Here is a 20,805-nt window from a genome sequence, read left to right as displayed (position 1 = left end):
GCGCCACCGCTGTAAACTCTTCCAATAAATCCTAAAATTATTGAGGAAACATAAGGATTTGTTACCAATCTAGCGGAATAGTTAAGATCTCCATCCTAATACTAGATTGCTATAGTATATCCCTGCATATCACGATTTATCCATACGAACGGCGTTTTAAATCAACATCAAGTTTGTGGTTAAATAGTAAAGTGTTTTCAATGACGATAGGGAAAAAATAATTGAATAGGAAGTGTTGACTATTAAAGACGACAGGATAGTGTTTAAGATTTCAGTTGGAATTGCCGCCATTTTTGTATTAATAGGTGCGTTAATTCCAGAACAGTTAGGTGAGGCAATGAATATCGCTCAAGCCTTTGTGCTTGAATCATTTGGTTGGTTTTATCAGCTTGTTGCGACGTTCTTCCTGCTGTTTGCAGCATTTATGATTTTTAGTAAGTATGGAAAGATCAAATTAGGAGCGCCTGATTCTAAACCTGAATACAGCCGTCCTACTTGGTTTGCAATGCTGTTTTCAGCAGGGATGGGAATAGGGCTGTTATTTTACGGAGTATCAGAACCAATTGCTCACTTCTCTGCACCTCCGATGGGAGAAGGAAGCACAGAAGCTTCCGCTGTTATGGGTATGCGTTATACATGGCTGCATTGGGGCCTTCATGCTTGGGCAATCTATGCTGTTGTTGCCATGGCGCTGGCTTATCAAAAGTTTAGAAAAGGCGCACCAGGATTAATGAGTGCTACCCTGTATCCCGTATTAGGTGATAAAGTGAAAGGGCCAATTGGACATGCGGTTGATGTTGCTGCCGTTTTCGCTACATTATTTGGTGTAGCGGCATCGCTTGGACTTGGATCACAACAAATTAATGCCGGGCTTGAATATTTATTTGGAGTACCTAATACATTCGGCATTCAAATGCTGATTATGGGGATTATCACCGTTCTCTTTATTGTTTCAGCCAATACAGGGATCTCTAAAGGAATTAAATACTTAAGTAATGCGAATATGTCGATAGCAGTTGTATTATTTGCTGCGATGCTTATTTTAGGACCAACCTTATTTTTACTGAATATGTTTACCACGAGTCTTGGAAGCTACATGCAGAATTTAATGCAAATGGGCTTACGTTTATCTCCGTTTGATGAAAATGAAGCAGCTTGGACTCAAGGCTGGACCGTCTTTTACTGGGCATGGTGGATTTCATGGACGCCGTTTGTCGGTATGTTTATTGCCAGAGTCTCAAAAGGAAGAACGATTAGAGAATTTACCGTAGCCGTTATTTTGGTTCCATCACTTGTATGTGCAATGTGGTTTACCGTTTTTGGCGGCACAGGAATGTTCTTAGAGTTGACACAGGGACTCGCTGTATCTAGTCAGTCTCTTGAGACAGCTTTATTCTATGTATACCAGCAGCTGCCGTTAGGTGCTTTGTTATCATTCTTAACAATTGCCCTAATCACCACATTCTTTGTGACATCAGCTGATTCGGCAACGTTTGTACTTGGTATGATGACTACCGGCGGAAAGCTTAACCCGTCTAATAAGGTTAAAGTCACGTGGGGCATTATTTTAGTTGCTGCAACATGTGTCCTGATGGTGTCAGGAGGCTTGCAAGGACTGCAGACAGCGATTATCGTCAGTGCCTTGCCGCTAACGTTCATTGTTCTATTGATGACGTACGGACTAGTCAAAGCACTGAATCAAGAATTAAAGGATTTAGGTGCGAATCCAACTGTTGAATTGAAGAAGAAAAAAGTGAGTTAATCACTTATAAGGCTTATCCACAATTGGATAAGCCTTTTCTAGTATAGATAAGTTAAATAGATTGCTCACTTAAGAGCACTGGATCAACAGGAATAGACGGCTGTGGGCTTTTCGTAAGCGGAAAGGTAATGGTAAATGTCGTTCCAATACCTTCTTTACTTACAATCTTTCTTGTCCCGTTATGATTATCGATAATTTTGTCGCAAATAAGTAAGCCCAGTCCCGTGCCTTTTTCTTTTGTCGTAAAGAAAGGCTCGGATATTCTTGCTAACGCATCATCAGAAATACCGCAGCCCTCATCTTTCACGCTGATCTCAACAAACTGGTCCCGCTTTTTAACGGTAATATAAATATGACCATTGGATGTCGCTTCTATAGCATTTTTTATAAGGTTCACAAATACTTGTTTGATTTTCGTTTCTTCACAAGTTATGAGCAATTCTTCTTCGTATTGATAGGACGTAATGATATCATTTCCTTTTATAATCGCTTGCGTTTCAAGAAGCGTCTTCACTTCCTCAATAATTCTCGAAATAGAATGAACTTTGAAGACATCGGTATGAGGTTTTGATAAAATTAAAAATTCATTCGCGATTTGTTCGATTCGGTCTAGTTCATCATCAATAATCGTGTAATAGCTTTCTTTTCCCATGCCATGCTTGATCAATTTATAAAACCCTTTAATAGAAGTAAGCGGATTTTTTATCTCATGAGCAATTCCTGCAGCTAGTTGACCTGCAATGTTTAACTTTTCTGCACGAATCATTTTCTTTTCGAGCATCTTGTAAGGGGTAAGGTCAATAAACACATGCAGCACGGCCTCCCCATTTTTATACCAGGTGCGGATTGATTTAAGCTTAAAGGTTTTGACACTGCCATTTTCAAGTTTTAATTCAACTTCCTTTAGATCATATTCTTGATTGGCATCCAGTGTATCAATCCATTGTTTTCTAAGAGTATAGTTTGTTAGATCAATAAAGTTAAAGACTGTTTCCCCTTTTATCTCTTCAAAACTCGGCAGTTCAAGGTCTATGAGAGCTTTCTCATTTGCAAATACGACCTTATGTTCTTTCGTAATTAAGATTGAAATAGGCAGCTCTTGCAAAAGCTTCCAATATTCAAATTTCTTTCTTGCTATTAGTTCATAGGCTTTACTTAATTTTTCATTATCTAAAATAAGTTGTTTATTTTCACGTTCGATATTAGACATCCGGTCTTTATCTTGCTCGTTTATTAACTGCAAGTAGTCTCTCTGATAAAGGCCTGAGATCGTTACTTCATCATCAGTCATAAAATATTTATGCGTTTTAAGGAGGTCGGTTTGAATGTAGGCAGGGGTTATAAAGCCATTATATGCGCAAACAGTGGTAAGCCAATGCTCCGCAATAAATTGATCACACTGGATCTCATAGGTTCTTAATTGGGAGAGAATGGAATCTTGACTTGGTAAAAGCACCTGACCCCAGATCATGATACGATGACCTTCTTCAAGTAGAGGGGAGATTAAAGTTAAAAGTTTAGTAGAATTTTGCTCGGCATTAAATCTATTTGAAGACAAGTAAAATTGCTTGCTTTCTTGGTGAAGGATATTCTCTAATACATCATTAGGATACATCATGTGCAAATGGGAGATGATTTCCTCATAAAAGGACTCTTCCTCAATGAAGAGAACTTTATAGCCACGGTCTAATGCGTAACTAAGAAAGTCGAGAGCGTTTTTAATATACTTTTCGCGCTCAGAGAAGGTGTAGTAGACATGGATAGGTTCTGTACCATTTTTTTCGTTTAATAAGGCTTGAATTGGAGTCATCATTTCCATAGCGATTGTAAATCCACCCTTTCCTTTCTAGTTCTTTTCGACACGGTTCTTACTTACTTATTCCACATCGAGGCATCAAAGTCCTTTTGATGATGGTAAGAATTCACAAATATGAATGTATGGAAACAGGCAATGAATATGATAAAACACTTACACTCAATATTTTCTTCAACCGCATAATTATTCTATCGAAGTTTTTATCGTAATGTAATTTAATTATACAAAAAGTAACCTATAGGGAGACTTTTGTAAGTGTCTACACAATAGGTTACTTTTTAAAGCTGCAGTGGTTAGGATTCAACTGAAGTGGGAGATAGGGGATTTGGAACACGCGGAAAACGGATCGTTACCTTAGTACCTACTCCTTCCTGACTTTCAATGCTCCTAGTACCATTATGAGTGTCAATAATTTTATCGCAAATTAATAAACCTAAGCCAGTTCCTGTTTCTTTCGTTGTAAAGAAAGGCTCTCCCACTTTTTTTAAAGTGGTTTCTGAAATCCCGCAACCTTGATCTTGTATGCTGATTTCTACATTCTCGCCTCGTAGTTTGGTCGTTATAAATATGTGTCCGTTTGTTGTAGCTTCAATGGCATTCTTAATGAGGTTAACAAATACTTGTTTCATTTTTGTTTCCTCGCAATAAATGAAAAGCTCGTCACTTTTCTGTAAGGACGTTATAATTTCATTTCCTTTAAGAATCGCTTCTGTTTCTAGTAAAGTTTTCACTTCTTGAATGATTTTTGAAATCGAGTGAACTTCAAATACATTTGAATGAGGTTTAGATAAAGCTAAGAATTCATTAGCGATTTGTTCAATCCGATTAAGTTCATCATCAATTATTTTATAATAGAATTCTTTCCCCATATTAAGTTTAAACAATTTGTAGAAGCCTTTGATAGCAGTAAGGGGGTTTTTAATTTCATGAGCAATCCCCGCCGCCAGCTGCCCGGCAATATTTAATTTTTCTGAACGAATCATTTCTTTTTCTAACACTTTATATGGAGTTAAATCAATTAGAACATGTAAAATGGCTTCGCCGCCTTGATACCAAGTACGCATCGACTTTAGCTCAAACGTTTTAACCTGCCCATTAGAAAGGATTAGTTCTACTTCTTTCAGTTGAAAATCTTGATTTGATTGAAGGCTTTGTATCCATTGCTCTTTAATGGAATGATCAATAAATTGAATGATCTCAAATACATTTACATCTTGAATAAATTCAAAGTTCGGGAGCTCTAAATCTATGAGAGCTTTTTCATTCGCATATACTATACAATCTGATTTGGTAATAAATGTAGCAATGGGTAACTCAGTTAATAGTTTGCGATATTCCTTTTTTTGTCTACTAAGCAGTTCATACGCGTTACTCAATTTTTCATTATCAATTGAGAGTTGCCTGTTCTGTTGTTCAATCATATGTATACGTTTCTTCTCTAACTCTTCTTCGACGTGATAATACCCCATCTTAAAGATACCTGATTTAGTAATTTCATCATCTGTCATAAAATATTTATGTGTTTTTAATAATTCCGTTTGAATATAGGCAGGGGTGTTAAACCCATTCATCGCACACACTGTTGATATTTGGTGCTCTGTAATAAATGGATCGCAATAATCTTTAAACTTTTTGAGTTGTTGAAGAATGGCTTTTTCATTTGCAAATTTTATATGACCCCACATCATGAGATGGTGCCCATCGCTTACTATGGGTTTCATTACATTTAATAGTTTTGAAGAGTGGTCCTCTCCTTTAAATACATTTGAGGCAAGATAAAATTCGCTGCTGTCATAAAAGGTAATATTTTTAAGCAAGTCATCAGAGTATACTAGTGATAATTGAGAAAGTAAATCTTGATAAAGAGAGTCATCTTCTATACATACAACTTTATAATCATTCTTTATTGCAAAACTTACAAATTGGAAAGCATGATTTAAATATTTTTTACGCTCAGTGTAAGTGTAGTAGGCTTGGATGGAGTCCGTATGATCCTGATTTTGTAATAATGTGTGTAGAGAATCTGTTTTCTCCATCGTTCATACAACCCTTTCCTGGGATTAAGATTTAATACAATCCCTGCTTTATAGATTCAAATATTGTATCTCAATTTTTACTATTCAACAAGGGTTGTCTCTCCATGAAATAACTAGGGCTATATTAGGTAAACGTATAAATATCTATTATTTTCTCATCAACAAATACATAAAATAAGGAGCACCGATTAACGCGACCATGATGCCTGTTGGAATTCCGTCCGGTTCGACAAGATTGCGTCCAACCGTATCAGCTAACACTAAGAGCCAGCCGCCAAGCAGGATTGCGACAGGAATATAGAGCTGGTTTCGAGGCCCAACTAACGCCTTAGCCATATGAGGTGCCATTAGCCCGATAAAAGCAATGCCTCCGGTAACTGAAACAGCTGATGCAGCAAGAGCTACGGCTGTGATCAACAGTACAAATCGTTCACGCTCAACACGGATGCCAACTCCAATCGCAGCCGGCTCCCCAAGCCCGAGAATGTTCAGTCGGTTTGCTTTATACAGCGTAAAAGGAATTAAAATAACAAGCCAAGGCAGGATCGCCCAAATAAATGGCCAATCGGCCCCCCACACATTTCCTGCCATCCACCGGGCAATAAAATCTACTTTAAATGGATCAACAGAAGAAAAGAGTAAAATCATCACACCTGATAAAGCCATCGAAAACCCTACACCCGTTAACACTAACCGCACAGGAGCAAGGCCTGTTGTACGATTATAAGCGAATAAGTAGATCGCTATTGCTGTTATGAGCGCAGAGGCAAAGGCGATCAGAGGGAGCAAAAAGACAAAGCTGCCATTACTAACCGGGAAAAATAAATAAAAGACAGCTACTCCAACGCCGGCTCCAGAATTAATGCCGATAATACCCGGGTCAGCCAAATCATTTCGTGTAATGCCTTGTAAGATTGCGCCGGATAAAGCAAGGGCCATACCTGCAAGAAGAGTTACAACAATTCTAGGCAGCCTCACAGAAAATAAGATAAATTCCTCTTTAAATTCTCCCTGACCAAACAGAGTAGGGAGGATGCGGTTAAAAGAGAGGGGAGAGGGGCCTATGCTTGCTCCGATGGCCGCTGTAAGTATGATTAGAACCGTTAAGACAATTAAAATAATGCGCTGTTTTTTGATAATATTTGGATGAATCATAAAAATGCCTTCCCTTCTTTTCGAACAATAAAGAGAAAAAATGGAAGCCCAATGATTGCAACAATTGCAGCAACAGGGGTTTCATAAGGTGCACTGATTGTACGTCCAACAAGATCAGCAAGAAGCATAAAACCGGCACCAAATAAGACGGACATCGGCAATACATTGCGATAATCTGTTCCAACTACTGCTCGAACGATATGCGGGATCATGAGGCCGATAAACGCCATATTACCAACAAGTGCGACTGCAGCCCCTGCGAGAATCACAATCACGATAAAAAGCATCACTTTTACTTTGGTCGTATGCTGGCCAAGCCCTACAGCCACTTCTTCACTTAAGCTTAAAATTGTCAGCTGCTTAGACAGAAGGACCGCAATTAAAATTCCCCCCAAAATAAAGGGCGTAACTATTTCCAGCTGTCCCCAAGACGTACCGATTAACCCGCCTGCCGTCCACATTGAGACGTCTTTAGAAATCTTAAAATAGATCCCGATCCCTTCAGCGATGGCTGTTAAAAAAGCAGTTACGGCAGCCCCGGCTAAAACGATCCGAAAAGGGGAGAACCCGCCGCGGCGGGAGGCGCCTATGCCAAGGACCATAAGAGTTCCGACAGCTGCACCAATAAAACAGGCAATCATCATCCCGAAATAATTAGCGGCAGGGATAAAGGCGATTGTAATAGCGAGCGCAACATTCGCACCTGCTGTAATTCCTAAAAGACCGGGATCAGCTAATGGGTTTCTCGTTAACCCTTGAATAATCGCACCTGAAACCGCAAGAGCAGCTCCAACAGCCATTGCACCAACTGCACGTGGGAAGCGGATTTCACGAAGCATCGACAGCTTCTCACCAGAATCACGTGTAAACATAGCCGCCCGCACATCCTGAATCGTCACATCAGCTGCGCCAAACAAGACGGAGCTTATAAAAATGGCGATAAATACTGCTGCAGTTACAAGAAATGCTACGGATTTAGATTTAATTAATCGTTTAGTATGTACCATCAGATCTCAACTCTTCTTTTGAAATAATAGAATAAAATAAGAGGAGGAATCCGCTTTAGATTCCTCCCAAATCAATCATTGAAACAACCATTAATTACTGCTTAAAAAACTTTCAGTGAAAAAGTCTAATTGGAAGTCTAGTGTAATTGGGTCATTAAAATAAAATTCAGATGCATTTGCTGTAAATACACGATCATTTGCAACGGCTGGGATGTTCTTATACGTTTCTGTTTCCTGATAGGCCGTATCTACACCATCTGAACTGACGATCATATAATCACCAGCATATTCTGGCAATACTTCAACAGAAAGAGCATAGTAGCCTTCGTTTTGAGCCATTTCTTGAACTTTTTCAGGCATCTCAAGCTTCATTTCTTGATAAAGAATTTCCGTACCGCGGCCCCAGTTATTTCCGAATACATATAATTGTTTATCAAAATTTTCTATAACTGTAACCGTCGCATCTTCTCCGATTTTTTCTTTCACTTCTTGGCCTGCTTTATGAGCACGTTCTTTAAAGTCATCCACCCAAGCTTGTGCTTCTTCTTCCTTATTTAACAGCTTGCCAATTTCAACATGCTGTGTTAAATAATCAACCTCTCCGTACGTAAACGTAACAGTTGGAGCAATTTCACCCAGTTTGTCTAAGTTGTTGTTTGTTGGTGCTGCAATAATGAGGTCAGGGTCAAGCTCAATAATTTGCTCTAAACTCTCATCAGTCACTTCCGCTGCATCGCCAATATATTCCTCATAGCGTGGGTTCATTTTCGCCCAAGAATCAACACCGACAATAGGGACATCAAGAGCCATTACGCTTCCTGCATTAAATGAAGATAACACAACGACACGCTGTGGATCAGCTGGAACTTCAATCGGACCGTTTTCTGACTGATAAGTGACTGTACCAGTCTCTTCAGTATTTGTATCTTCTTCAGCTGAAGAAGCAGAGTCTTCTGATGTGCTGCCGCAAGCGCTAAGAACTAGCACTAAGAGCATAAGAAAGGGAATGAGCAGTTGTTTTTTCATGGTGGTTTTCTCCTTTAAGTAAATTGTAAGTGATACACATTGGTTTGTTCGTATTCGGGTCGCGTCCGATGACAGCATCAATTCCAAACACTTGCTTGAGAACATCATTTTTAATGACGTCTTCACATGTACCAGATTGAATGATGCCACCGTCTTTTAGCGCAATGATATGATCAGCGAATCGTGCAGCTTGATTCAAGTCATGAAGCACCATCACAATCGTACGGCCTTCTTCATGATTAAGCCTCTGCAACAGCTCAAGCACTTCAAGCTGATGAGCCATATCAAGGTAAGTGGTAGGTTCATCAAGAAAGATAATCTCAGTCTCCTGTGCAAGGGCCATCGCGATCCAGACCCGCTGTCGCTGTCCGCCTGATAAGGCATCTACCGAACGATATTTATACTCCATCGTTCCTGTCACACTAAGAGCCCAGTCAATGACTTCGATATCTCTTTTACTTAGACGGCCAAATCCTTTCTGGTAGGGGAAACGACCGTAGGAAACAAGTTCTGCAACCGTTAATCCGCTTGCACTCTCAGGTGTTTGCGGCAAGGTCGCTATTTGCTTGGCAAGAGCCTTCGTATCCTTCGTGAAAATACTCTCGCTGTCTAGTATGACGTTGCCAGATTGCGAGGAAATCACACGCGTAATCGCTTTAAGCAGCGTCGACTTTCCGCAGCCATTGGGACCGATAATGGTTGTGATTTTGCCATCTGGTATGTTTATACTTAAATTCTTTACAATGACATTCTCACCGTAACCGATTCGTAAATCTTCTGTATAAAGACGAGTCATTTTATGTAGCCTCCAATCCCTCCATCTAACTGAAAACAATTATCACTATCATTTATGATTTTACTATAAGTCTTGAGTTTCTTAGTGTCAACGAATTTTTTTAAAAAGTAAAAACAGGGTGGTTCTTCGTATATGAATACGCAGCGGGGAGGATGTATTAGAAATTTTAAATAGGCTGTGTTAGGATAGTCTTACGGGGTATACGTATAAGGAGGATGGTTATGGAAGCAAAAAAAACAGTCCAGCCGAATAAACAGCAAATGCTAAACCGATTGAAACGAATAGAAGGACAAGTTAGAGGAATCCATAATATGATTGAAAATGATCGCTATTGTGTAGATGTATTGACTCAAATTTCAGCTATCCAAGCTGCTATAAATAAAGTATCTTTAGGACTTGTCGAGGACCATACTCGTCATTGTGTAGCCAATGCTATTAAAAATGATAACGGTGAAAAGGCAATTGATGAACTAATGGATGTAATGAAGAAAATGCTCTAATAAGCCTTCATACTAGATGTAAAAAAGCAATTAATACTTTACTTTTTATTTATTTCTTGAATACTATACCCTAGTATAGTATATTGAGGTTGAAGTGATTAAAAACTATTTCTTGGAGGGTTCAAAATGGCACAAGAAACACTCACAGTAAAAGGAATGTCTTGCGGGCATTGTGTAAGTTCAGTAGAAGGAAGTGTTGGCGAATTATCAGGAGTTGAATCTGTAAAGGTTGCCCTTGATAAAGGTCAAGTGGAAGTATCTTATAACGAAAACGAATTAAACCTTGGAAAGATCAAGGAAGTAATCGAAGACCAAGGATATGATGTAGTATCATAAGCATCCCTATTTAGGAAAATGTCGTGCTTACTTGTGAAGCACGATATTTTTTCAAAAAAATATACCTATACTGGGTATAAGGTTAGGTGGGATTTACATTGGAACAAAAAGAAGTTTCCTTAACTATATCTGGCATGACATGTGCAGCCTGTGCCAATAAAATAGAAAAAGGGTTATCTAGAGTCGAAGGGGTAAAAGAAGCTAACGTAAACTTTGCCCTTGAGAAAACAACAATTAAGTATGACCCTTCTGTCGTTGATAAGAAAGAGTTCGAAGCAAAAATCGAGAAACTAGGGTATCAGGTCATTCATGACAAGACTGAATTTGATATATCAGGAATGACATGTGCGGCTTGTGCAAATCGGATTGAGAAAAGAATGAATAAACTAGAGGGCGTTTCATCTGCCAATGTTAACTTTGCATTAGAAACTCTTTCCGTTGAATATGATAACCGGGCTATTAACCCGAATGAAATGGTAGAAACAATTAAAAAATTAGGATTCACACTCATTCCCAAGCAAGATGCAAGGGAGACGGTCGACCATAAAGAAAAAGAAATTGAAAAGCAATACGGGAAGTTTATCTTCTCAGCCATTCTAACATTACCGCTCTTATGGACGATGGTTACTCATTTTGAAATGACGGCGTTTTTGTATATGCCAGGTATGTTCATGAATCCATGGGTGCAATTAGCACTCGCAACACCCGTTCAATTTATTGTAGGTGCTCAATTTTATAAGGGTGCTTATCAAGCTCTAAAAAACAAAAGTGCCAATATGGATGTGCTAGTGGCGCTTGGAACGAGTGCAGCTTATTTTTACAGTATCTATTTAGGGTGGGAATGGATGGCAGCCGGAGGTCAAGGGATGCCTGAGCTTTACTTTGAAGCAGCTGCAGTGATCATTACCTTAATTGTGCTAGGTAAGCTGTTTGAAGTTCGTGCCAAAGGCCGTACAAGCCAAGCCATTCAAAAATTGCTTGGCCTTCAAGCCAAAACAGCACGGGTCATCCGGAACGGAGAAGAAGTGGAAATTCCTGCAGAAGAAGTCATTGTGGGGGATGTAGTTATCATCAAGCCAGGTGAAAAAGTTCCAGTTGATGGAGAGTTGATCGAAGGCCGATCTGCCATAGACGAATCAATGATTACAGGTGAGAGTATTCCGGTTGATAAGAGTATAGGAGATTCCGTGATCGGTGCGACTATTAATAAGAACGGATCGATTAAAGTAAAGGCGACAAAAGTCGGTAGAGATACAGCTCTATCACAAATCGTAAAAGTTGTTGAAGAGGCGCAAGGATCTAAAGCTGACATCCAGCGTTTAGTGGATAAAGTGTCAGGAATCTTTGTTCCAGTCGTAGTAGCTATTGCCATTGCTACATTTCTTATTTGGTATTTTATTGTTGCGCCCGGAGATTTACGTCAAGCATTGATTCCGATGATTTCCATTTTAGTTATTGCCTGCCCATGCGCACTAGGTCTAGCTACTCCAACTTCTATTATGGCGGGATCAGGCCGTGCAGCTGAGATGGGACTATTATTTAAAGGCGGCGAACACTTAGAAAATACGCAGAACATCCAAACGGTCGTCTTAGATAAAACGGGGACCGTCACAAAAGGACAGCCGGAATTAACGGATGTAGAAATTGCTGAGGGCTTCACTGAAGAAGACGTTTTATATTATGTCGGCTCTGCCGAAAAACATTCAGAGCACCCTTTAGCTCAGGCAATGGTCAAAGGAATTAAAGAAAAAGGGATCAGTCTAAATGACTCAACGGACTTTGAGGCAATTCCAGGCTATGGAATCCGGGCTATTGTCGATAATAAAGAGATTTTAGCTGGAACAAGAAACTTAATGAAACAACATTCTGTCCCTATGAAGAACGCAGATTCTTTAATGGAAGAACTAGAAAACCAAGGGAAAACGGCGATGCTCATAGCTGTGGAGGGTCAATTTGCAGGGATTATCGCGGTTGCTGATACGGTAAAAGAAACCTCAAAAGAAGCAATTGAAAGAATGCATGATTTAGGGCTTGAAGTGATTATGCTTACCGGTGACAATGAACGTACTGCCAAGGCTATTGCCAGCCAAGTTGGGATCACGCACGTCATAGCAGAAGTCATTCCAGAACAAAAAAGTTCTGAGGTTAAGAAGCTGCAAGAGCAAGGGAAGAAAGTAGCGATGGTTGGCGACGGGATTAATGACGCGCCTGCCCTTGCAGTTGCTGACATTGGAATGGCCATTGGAACAGGGACAGATGTTGCGATTGAAGCGGCAGATATCACACTTATGCGAGGCGATTTAAATAGTGTAGCAGATGCGATTCATATGAGCCGCAAAACGATGAAAAATATTAAGCAAAACTTATTCTTTGCTTTTATTTACAACACATCTGCCATCCCAATTGCTGCAGTCGGCCTGTTAGCTCCGTGGGTTGCAGGTGCTGCAATGGCGTTTAGTTCCGTATCGGTTGTATTAAATGCTCTACGTTTACAGAAAGTGAAGTTTACAAAATAAAAGGAGGCCCCTTTTATGTACAATAAAAGAAATTGGGCGTTAGCAGGATTTGTGTATGTTGCGCTCGTAATGGTTGCATATGGTGCAATTACCGGAGAAGATCCATTTGAGAGAGGAGACTTCCATGATCATCACCCTCAATCGGAGACTGAACATGGAGAACATTCTTCCTAACTCTTAAATGAGATGGTGACGGGATAAAAAAAGTCACTACGCCCTTAACAGTTTTTTATTAAGAAACGAGAGAATGATTAAAAAAGCTGTGGTCTGCTTTTCAGTAGATCCAGCTTTTTTTCGATTTCTTAAGATCTTAATACTTTCTAAATACATATCATCTATTCTTTAGGATGATCGTTAGAAATGAGGGATAAGAGATGCGTAGAACAGAGGATGAAACAATGAAAAAAACAGAAGGAAATTCCTTTTACTGTAAACTCAATAGCAGACAAGATATCACTCTTCCTCATACCGTTCGAAGAACATTACTAATTGAACCAGGAGTATTGATTACTGTTGGTCTGGTACCTGGGACAACAAGCATTTTTATTAAAAAAGATATAGGATCTTTAGTTGATAATAAAATGGTCGTTAGTGAAAATGGCTCTATTCGGATCCCGTCTGAAATAACCAAGCGTGCGGGCTTTTGTAAAGGTGACCGTTTTCGTATTCATGTAAAAGAAAAAGATGGTTTAATACTGCTACACAAATTAGAAATGTAGCGAGAGGACAAGGGTTGTCTAATTTCAATAATAAATTTTAAGATATCTATCGTTTCTTCATATTTTCTAAATATTTTTTGTTTATTTTAGGAGTGTAAGGATTTAAGAAAGGAGCGCCAATAATGAAAAAGACTTTAAAAGCGACAGGGATTGCAACAGCTTTTGCCGTCGTAATAGCAGGCTGCTCAAATGAAGCGGTTGACCTGCAGGTATCAGATGAGGAGGTCACTCAAGAGGATAAAGAAACGATCAACACATCATCAAATAATGAGGGGGTCAAAGAATTTAATTTAACTGTAGAAGAAACCCATTGGATGTTCAATGAAGAGGTAATGGAAGATGCTTGGACATATAATGGCAGTTTACCTGGTGAAGAGATTAGAGTTCAAGAAGGAGATAAAGTGATCGTCAATGTAGAAAATCAATTAGATGAACCTACTGCCCTTCATCTTCATGGCTTTCCGGTTCCAAATGAAATGGACGGGGTGCCAGGTATTACGCAAAATGCAATTATGCCTGGGGAAACATTTACCTATGAGTATGAAGCAGACATTCCAGGAACCTATTGGTATCATTCTCATCAAGATGGAGCTAGACAAGTAGATAAAGGACTATACGGAGTCTTTATCGTAGAGCCCAAAGATGAAGAAGACTATGATATAGACGAAGTTATTGTTATAGATGAATGGTCTTCTATGGGGATGGGTGATATGGACCACGAGGGAATGAATCATGGAAACATGGATCATGGTAATATGAATGAGAACGACACGGATCACGGAAATATGAATGATGGAGACATGGACCATGGAAGTATGAATGAGGACGAAATGGATCACGAAAATATGAATGATGGACACATGAATCATGGAAATATGAACTCTGATGAGGAAGGGGAGAATCATAACATGGGTGGTATGACTCATGCAGAAATGATGAACCGCATGTATGATACCCCTTTAATTAACGGGAAGGCAGCGCCTGAAATTGAAGCGATTGAGGTACAGGAAGATGGAAAAGCAAAGCTTCGTTTTGTTAACGCAGGCCTCTTTACCCAAATTGTATCTATACCTGGACACTCTTATAAAATTACTCATTATGATGGACAGGCTGTAAACGAACCAGAGGCGATTGAAGGTACCCCATTTCGTATAGCTCCAGCTGAACGATTTGATGTAGAAATTGAGTTGGATCAACCTGGTGCGTGGGGCATTCAAATTTATGCAGAAGAAAATAAAGAGAGATTAGATGCAATCGTTCCACTTGTTTATGAAGGTTATGAAGATAATGATCTTGAAACTGAAGAAGCAAGCTCCTCTTTCTTTGATATAAGTTCTTACGGTGAAACAAAAGAAGTAGATTACGGCGAAATAACAAAAGAATATGACATGATTCTAGGAACAGATGATGGAGGGGAAACCTTTACAATCAATGATAAGCAGTTTCCAAACCATGAAAGCTATGAAGTGGAAGAAGGCGATGTTGTAAAGTTTACTATTGAAAACGACACAGAAGTAGATCATCCTATGCACTTGCATGGTGAATTTTTCAACGTCATTTCAAAAGATGGCACTCCTATTTCTGGGTCGCCTATTGTAAAAGACACATTAAATGTCAGACCAGGAGAAACGTATGAAATTGTGTTTGAAGCAAAAAATCCTGGGATATGGATGTTCCACTGTCATGAATTCCATCATGCGAATGCAGGAATGATGGCTGAAGTTCGCTATAAAGATTTTGAACCTGATTTCACGGTAGATCCTGATATTCCTAATAAACCTGAATAAGAAATAAACAATGGCCCGAGTAGAGAGGAGTGTTCTCTCATTCGGGTTTTTTAGGTTCGCGCAGATAGTGTAGTTACAATTGTATCTTTTCACACCTATTATGCGCGGTTTCCACAGCTTATTGCGCCGGTTCCAGACGCAATTGCGTCAGTCTGCTAGTATTGCACCGATTGAGAGGACAATAGCGTCGGTGTCACTCGCAATTGTATCTAGTCCAATAATAATTGCGTCAGTCTCAAGACACTCAGCACTCCAACTCATCTCCCTTTACCACTTAAACCATATAATGGTAGAATCTTGGCATAGGGTGATAGATAACGAATAAGAGGTGAGGCAGGAGTGAGCGAATACTCGATCCAAGAATTTATTCAAAAGACGATGAACAAAGAGAAGCAATACGATACGTTCGGATTAGAGACGGACCGCATATTAAGAGTGGAGCTTGATGATTTAATTTGGTCTAAAATGGGCTCAATGATTGCCTATGAAGGGGATATTCGCTTTGAACGTGAAGGGATGCTTGAGCACGGGGCAAACCGGATGTTTAAAAAAGCCTTTACTAATGAAGGCAACGAGCTGATGAAAGCGAAAGGAAACGGCATCCTTTATTTATCGGATCAGGGAAAGAAGATTACGATTTTAGATTTGCTTGGAGATAAGATCACTGTCAATGGAGACGACGTGTTAGCATTTGAGCCTTCAGTTGACTGGGATATTCATATGATGCGCAAGGTAGCAGGGATGATGAGCGGAGGGTTATTTAATATAGGTTTAGAGGGGCGTGGGAAAGTAGCGATTACAACCCATTACGAGCCGCTGACCTTACTCGTTGAACCTGGAAAGCCTGTATTTACAGACCCTAGTGCAACTGTCGCCTGGTCAGGTCATCTCGAACCGAAATTTAAGACCGATATGAACTACCGGACCTTCTTAGGCAGAGGAAGCGGCGAGTCCATTCAAATGGCGTTTGAAGGAAATGGCTTTGTCATTGTTCAGCCATATTTTGAAGGGGCTAAATAAAAGAATTTTAGTGAGTCACCAAGTATTTTAATTCTTTGCTATATGGGTTGTTGCAGCGGCGCTGTCCGAAAAAGGGCAGCGTCTTATTTAAATTGTTCTAAAAAATTAGGAAAGCGGTTTCGAAAAAAGTATTGCATACTAGAAAAGGAGAGTATATAATAACTTTACGAAAGGGCTTTCTTAAACAATTTTACATAAACGAGATCGCGCATTGCTGATAGGCAGGCGAAGATCCAAGATTACTTTTACGTTTTGTAGAATATAGCAATTTATTTTTTTCGCTAAATACGAAAGCGCTTTTACTAGACAGAATATTCAAAACGATATGGAGGGAGTTATCATACATGACTATTATCCAATTTCCTAAAGATATGAAATGGGGAGTCGCTACAGCATCCTATCAAATAGAGGGTGCCGCAAATGAGGGCGGCAGAGGAACATCGATTTGGGATACATTTTCAAAAACTCCAGGCAAAGTAGTAAACGGAGATAACGGAGATGTCGCTTGCGGCAGCTATCACAAGTATGAAGAAGACATTGAGATTATGGACGACCTTGGGGTTGATTTCTACCGCTTCTCAGTGGCATGGCCGAGAATTTTTCCAGAAGGCACTGGAGAAGTAAACCAAGAGGGCTTAGATTATTATCATAACTTAGTAGACCGTCTGCTTGAGAAAGGTATCGAGCCGATGTGTACCCTTTATCACTGGGATCTTCCGCAAGCACTTCAAGATAAAGGCGGCTGGGATAACCGTGAAACGATTGAAGCCTTCTTGCAGTATGCAGAGTTAATGTTCAAAGAATTCGAAGGGAAAATTAAGCATTGGATTACGTTTAATGAACCTTGGTGTGTGTCATTCTTATCCAATTACGTAGGTGCTCATGCTCCTGGTAATAATGATTTGCAGCTAGCAATGAATGTGGCGCATCACCTGCTTGTGGCACACGGCAAAACAGTTATTCGCTTTAGAGAACTTGGAATAAAAGGACAGATTGGTTACGCTCCGAATGTTGAATGGAATGAGCCATACAGCAATAAAGAAGAAGATATTGATGCATGTAAGCGAGTGAATGGCTATTTTATGGATTGGTTCTTTGACCCGGTATTCAAAGGAACGTACCCAGATTTCATGGTGAAATGGTTTGAAGAAAAGGGAGCGGTACTGCAAATTGAAGAAGGCGACATGGAGATCATCTCACAGCCGATCGATTTTCTTGGAATTAATTATTACTCTGGCGGGGTCGGACGCTACAAAGAAAATGAAGGATTATTCGACCACGAAAAAGTCGATGCAGGCTACTTAAAAACAGATATTGGCTGGAACATCTACCCTGAAGGTTTCTATAAAGTGTTAACACATATTAATGAGAATTACGGAAATGTTCCGATCTATATCACGGAAAATGGTGCTTGCATTAATGACGGTGTGGAAAACGGTGAAGTGAAAGATGATCGCCGCACAGATTATTTGAAGCAGCATTTAGTAGCTTTGCAGCGCAGCATCGAATCTGGTGTGAACATTAAAGGATATCTTACTTGGTCTCTATTAGATAACTTTGAATGGGCAGAAGGCTATACAATGCGCTTTGGAATCGTTCACGTGAATTACAGAACGCTCGAACGTACGAAAAAAGACAGCTTTTACTGGTACAAACAAACGGTTGCGAATAATTTCTTTGAAGTGTAAGTGATATATTTTTTTACAATGAACTAAAGCGCTTTAGTAGCTAATTCGAGCTTAAGATTGCAGCCTTTTCCTTTATTACTTTTACTTCATTAAGGGGGGTGAGGGGTAGAGAATTGTTGTAAAGTAAATAACATCACTGTTTCAGACAGAAAATAACTGGTATAAGGGGGAGCAATAAAAATGAAAAAATTCTTGAGATTAACAGCAACAACTGTATTAGCTCTATCCGTTCTAGCTGCTTGTGGAGGAAATGAAAACACGAACGGCGATGGCGGTGACACTGATAACGCAGGAGATGACACAACGTCAGAAACAATTGGCGATGGTGACATTGAGTTAGTTTTTTGGGAGTTCGGTAATACAGGCTACGATAAATTAATTGAAGAATATGTAGAAGAGAATCCAAATGTAACAATTAACCTACAAAACAGTGATATGAATGATTTACATGATAACTTATTTACATCGATCTCTGCTGGGACGGGTGCTCCTGACATCACGATGATCGAAGAAGCTCAAATCGAAAGATACCGTAATGCTGAACATGCGTTTACAAACCTATACGATCTCGGAGCAGAAGAAGTGTCTGAGAACTACCTTGATTGGGTTTGGCAAAATGGTGAAAATGCAGACGGCGACTTCCTGTTCGGACTGCCAACAGACATTGGACCAACTGTAATGTTCTACCGCACAGATGTCTTTGAAGAAGCAGGCTTTGATTCGTCACCAGAAGCTGTATCTGATTTAGTTGCAACGTGGGATGACTTTGAAAATGTAGCCAAAGAAATTCAAGAGAAAACAGGAAAGCAAATGGTTGATGGAGCGGAGCTTGTATACAATGCAAGACGTGACCAAGCAACGGAGCAATACTTCAACACAGACGATGAGCTAATCGTAGAAGAGCATAACCAAATCAGCGATGCTTATAACTATGTAGCTAGTTTACTTGACCAAGATTTAATTGGAAATATTCCGCTTTGGACGCCTGAATGGTTCGCTGGAATGGATGAAGGAAGCTATGCAACAATGTTAGCTCCTGCTTGGATGCAAGGGGTTATTAAAGATAACAGCCCTGAAGAAGGCGTATGGTCTCTAACGACAATGCCTGAAGGTGCGGGAAACTGGGGCGGTTCTTACTTAACAGTTCCAGCTGAGAGTGAGCATCCGGAAGAAGCGTATAAATTTATTGAGTGGCTTACTGCTCCAGAACAGCAGCTAAAAGCATTCTTAGATTACGGTTTATTCCCATCAGCCCCAGCTGTATATGAAATGCCTGAATTCTTAGAGTATGAAGATTCGTATTTCGGTGGTGCTCCAGTTGCTCAAATCTTCTCTGAAGCTGCAGAAGCGGTTGTACCTGTATACAAAGGCAGAAACTACTACCCAGTTGACGGCGAAGTGAAAGAAGCGATTGATAACGTAGCAGCAGGCAGCGATCCACAAGAAGAGTGGGAAGCAGCGCTAGTACGTATGGAGCGTATTCTGGACAGACAATAACTAAGTGAATGGGGATGCCTGACTACCCAGGCATTCCCTCTCACTCACAATGAAATGGACAGTTATCTTGCTTGTTGGACTAGGATTTCATCGTTTCGAGGCTGGCTTCTACACCTATAAATGAACTTTTAAGTGACCATAGGCAATATAAGCCACTCTCGAAAACCAGCAAGCCATTCTAACAGCAGTCAAATTATTTTGCAGGGAGGTACATACGATTGGAGACAACTAAAAAAGCCAAATGGCTGACAGAAAAACGACGTACCGCTTTATCAGCCTACTTATTTATTTCTCCTTTTTTCATTCTATTCGCGATCTTTGGGCTATTCCCAATGATATTCAGCTTTTATTTATCCTTCTTTAGGTGGGATGGATTAAATCCAATGACATTCAATGGATTTAAAAACTTTGAATTTATCTTTAATGATCCAGTGTTTTATTCATCTATCAAAAACACGTTCATTATTGGGATCATGGGAACCTTACCGCAGATTATCATTGCTATTTTAATAGCCTTTGCACTTAATTCTACATTGATTCGTTTTCGTAACACATTTAGAACGATGATTTTCCTGCCGTATATTACATCCATTGTAGCAGTAGCGATCATCTTCGGTGTTGTATTCAATAATCAGCCGTTTGGATTTGCAAACTATATTTTAAGCTTCTTTGATGTAGGGCCTATTCGCTGGGATGCTGAATACTGGCCTGTAAAGATTGCCATTGCAACGATGGTATTCTGGAGATGGGTTGGTTATAACACGATTATTTTCTTAGCAGGGATGCAAAGTATTCCAAAAGAATTATATGAAGCAGCAAAAATGGACGGGGCTACATTGAGCCAGCAAATTCGTCTCATTACTCTTCCTATGCTTAAGCCGATTACGATGTTTGTTGTGTTCACAGCAACAATCGGAAGCTTTCAATTATTTACAGAGCCATTAATTTTCTTAGGACGTAATTTACGTGAAGAGGGGATTACAATGGTTGCGTACTTATGGAGAGATGCGTTTGTTTACAATTCCTTTGGAACCGCATCAGCTGCAGCCATCGTTTTATTCTTAATCATTATTACGTTAACTGCAATTAACCTATGGATTACAAACAGAATCGGCCGATCAAAAAAGATTAGTTAGGAGGGATT

General features: G+C 39.8%; 17 protein-coding genes. 11 read left to right on the top strand and 6 right to left on the bottom strand.

Going from position 1 to position 20,805, the window contains the following annotated elements; translation table 11 throughout:
- Positions 1-259: 259 nt before the first annotated feature.
- Positions 260-1,762: a glycine betaine uptake BCCT transporter gene (locus BPOF4_RS09945; RefSeq protein ID WP_012959021.1), complete on the top strand. Its 1,503-nt coding sequence runs from the start codon at positions 260-262 to the stop codon at positions 1,760-1,762.
- 52 nt (positions 1,763-1,814) lie between these two features.
- On the opposite strand, the gene BPOF4_RS21210 is transcribed toward BPOF4_RS09945, so the two are convergent.
- The 6 genes from BPOF4_RS21210 to BPOF4_RS09915 all read right to left on the bottom strand — a co-directional run bounded on the left by BPOF4_RS21210 (position 1,815) and on the right by BPOF4_RS09915 (position 9,598).
- Complete coding sequence (locus BPOF4_RS21210) at positions 1,815-3,581, bottom strand: ATP-binding protein (protein WP_012959020.1); 1,767 nt, start codon at positions 3,579-3,581, stop codon at positions 1,815-1,817.
- 290 nt (positions 3,582-3,871) lie between these two features.
- Complete coding sequence (locus BPOF4_RS21205) at positions 3,872-5,614, bottom strand: ATP-binding protein (protein WP_012959019.1); 1,743 nt, start codon at positions 5,612-5,614, stop codon at positions 3,872-3,874.
- A gap of 147 nt (positions 5,615-5,761) precedes the next feature.
- Positions 5,762-6,769 (bottom strand): FecCD family ABC transporter permease, encoded by a 1,008-nt coding sequence (locus BPOF4_RS09930; RefSeq protein ID WP_012959018.1) that lies wholly within the window; start codon positions 6,767-6,769, stop codon positions 5,762-5,764.
- Positions 6,766-7,776: a FecCD family ABC transporter permease gene (locus BPOF4_RS09925; protein ID WP_012959017.1), complete on the bottom strand. Its 1,011-nt coding sequence runs from the start codon at positions 7,774-7,776 to the stop codon at positions 6,766-6,768. Before BPOF4_RS09925 ends, BPOF4_RS09930 begins: the two co-directional genes overlap by 4 nt.
- Before the next feature lie 90 nt (positions 7,777-7,866).
- Positions 7,867-8,802: an iron-hydroxamate ABC transporter substrate-binding protein gene (locus tag BPOF4_RS09920; RefSeq protein WP_012959016.1), complete on the bottom strand. Its 936-nt coding sequence runs from the start codon at positions 8,800-8,802 to the stop codon at positions 7,867-7,869.
- Entirely contained in the window at positions 8,750-9,598 is an 849-nt protein-coding gene (locus BPOF4_RS09915; RefSeq protein WP_012959015.1) for an ABC transporter ATP-binding protein, read from the bottom strand. Before BPOF4_RS09915 ends, BPOF4_RS09920 begins: the two co-directional genes overlap by 53 nt.
- Positions 9,599-9,819: 221 nt before the next feature.
- Between BPOF4_RS09915 and BPOF4_RS09910 the strand changes: the two genes are divergently transcribed.
- The 10 genes from BPOF4_RS09910 (at position 9,820) to BPOF4_RS09870 (ending at position 20,797) form a co-directional block, all read left to right on the top strand.
- Positions 9,820-10,098 carry a metal-sensitive transcriptional regulator gene (locus tag BPOF4_RS09910; RefSeq protein WP_012959014.1) on the top strand — a complete coding sequence of 93 codons (279 nt, stop codon included), beginning with the start codon at positions 9,820-9,822 and terminating at the stop codon, positions 10,096-10,098.
- A 126-nt stretch (positions 10,099-10,224) separates the two neighbouring features.
- Positions 10,225-10,434: a copper chaperone CopZ gene (gene copZ / locus BPOF4_RS09905; RefSeq protein WP_012959013.1), complete on the top strand. Its 210-nt coding sequence runs from the start codon at positions 10,225-10,227 to the stop codon at positions 10,432-10,434.
- Positions 10,435-10,568: 134 nt separating this feature from the next.
- The gene (locus BPOF4_RS09900) at positions 10,569-12,950 is read left to right on the top strand and encodes a heavy metal translocating P-type ATPase (RefSeq protein ID WP_049779927.1); all 2,382 of its coding nucleotides are present in this window, start codon (positions 10,569-10,571) and stop codon (positions 12,948-12,950) included.
- A gap of 15 nt (positions 12,951-12,965) precedes the next feature.
- Positions 12,966-13,124 (top strand): hypothetical protein, encoded by a 159-nt coding sequence (locus BPOF4_RS22210; RefSeq protein WP_012959011.1) that lies wholly within the window; start codon positions 12,966-12,968, stop codon positions 13,122-13,124.
- 200 nt (positions 13,125-13,324) lie between these two features.
- Complete coding sequence (locus BPOF4_RS09895; RefSeq protein ID WP_012959010.1) at positions 13,325-13,669, top strand: AbrB/MazE/SpoVT family DNA-binding domain-containing protein; 345 nt, start codon at positions 13,325-13,327, stop codon at positions 13,667-13,669.
- A 122-nt stretch (positions 13,670-13,791) separates the two neighbouring features.
- Positions 13,792-15,456, top strand: a complete 1,665-nt coding sequence (locus BPOF4_RS09890; RefSeq protein WP_012959009.1) for a multicopper oxidase family protein — start codon at positions 13,792-13,794, stop codon at positions 15,454-15,456.
- 339 nt (positions 15,457-15,795) lie between these two features.
- A complete protein-coding gene (locus BPOF4_RS09885; protein ID WP_012959007.1) occupies positions 15,796-16,476 on the top strand; it encodes an AIM24 family protein in 681 nt (226 codons plus the stop codon).
- 344 nt (positions 16,477-16,820) lie between these two features.
- Positions 16,821-18,164 carry a GH1 family beta-glucosidase gene (locus BPOF4_RS09880; protein ID WP_012959006.1) on the top strand — a complete coding sequence of 448 codons (1,344 nt, stop codon included), beginning with the start codon at positions 16,821-16,823 and terminating at the stop codon, positions 18,162-18,164.
- Between the two features lie 180 nt (positions 18,165-18,344).
- Positions 18,345-19,661 carry an ABC transporter substrate-binding protein gene (locus tag BPOF4_RS09875; RefSeq protein ID WP_012959005.1) on the top strand — a complete coding sequence of 439 codons (1,317 nt, stop codon included), beginning with the start codon at positions 18,345-18,347 and terminating at the stop codon, positions 19,659-19,661.
- A 218-nt stretch (positions 19,662-19,879) separates the two neighbouring features.
- On the top strand, positions 19,880-20,797 hold the full coding sequence (locus BPOF4_RS09870; protein ID WP_012959004.1) for a carbohydrate ABC transporter permease: 918 nt from the start codon (positions 19,880-19,882) through the stop codon (positions 20,795-20,797).
- Positions 20,798-20,805: the final 8 nt, after the last annotated feature.

Source organism: Alkalihalophilus pseudofirmus OF4 (assembly GCF_000005825.2).
In the GTDB taxonomy this organism is placed as follows: Bacteria; Bacillota; Bacilli; order Bacillales; family Bacillaceae_D; genus Alkalihalophilus; species Alkalihalophilus pseudofirmus.
The sequence above is the reverse complement of the archived record's forward strand: the minus strand, read 5'-3'. Positions and strand labels throughout refer to the sequence as shown.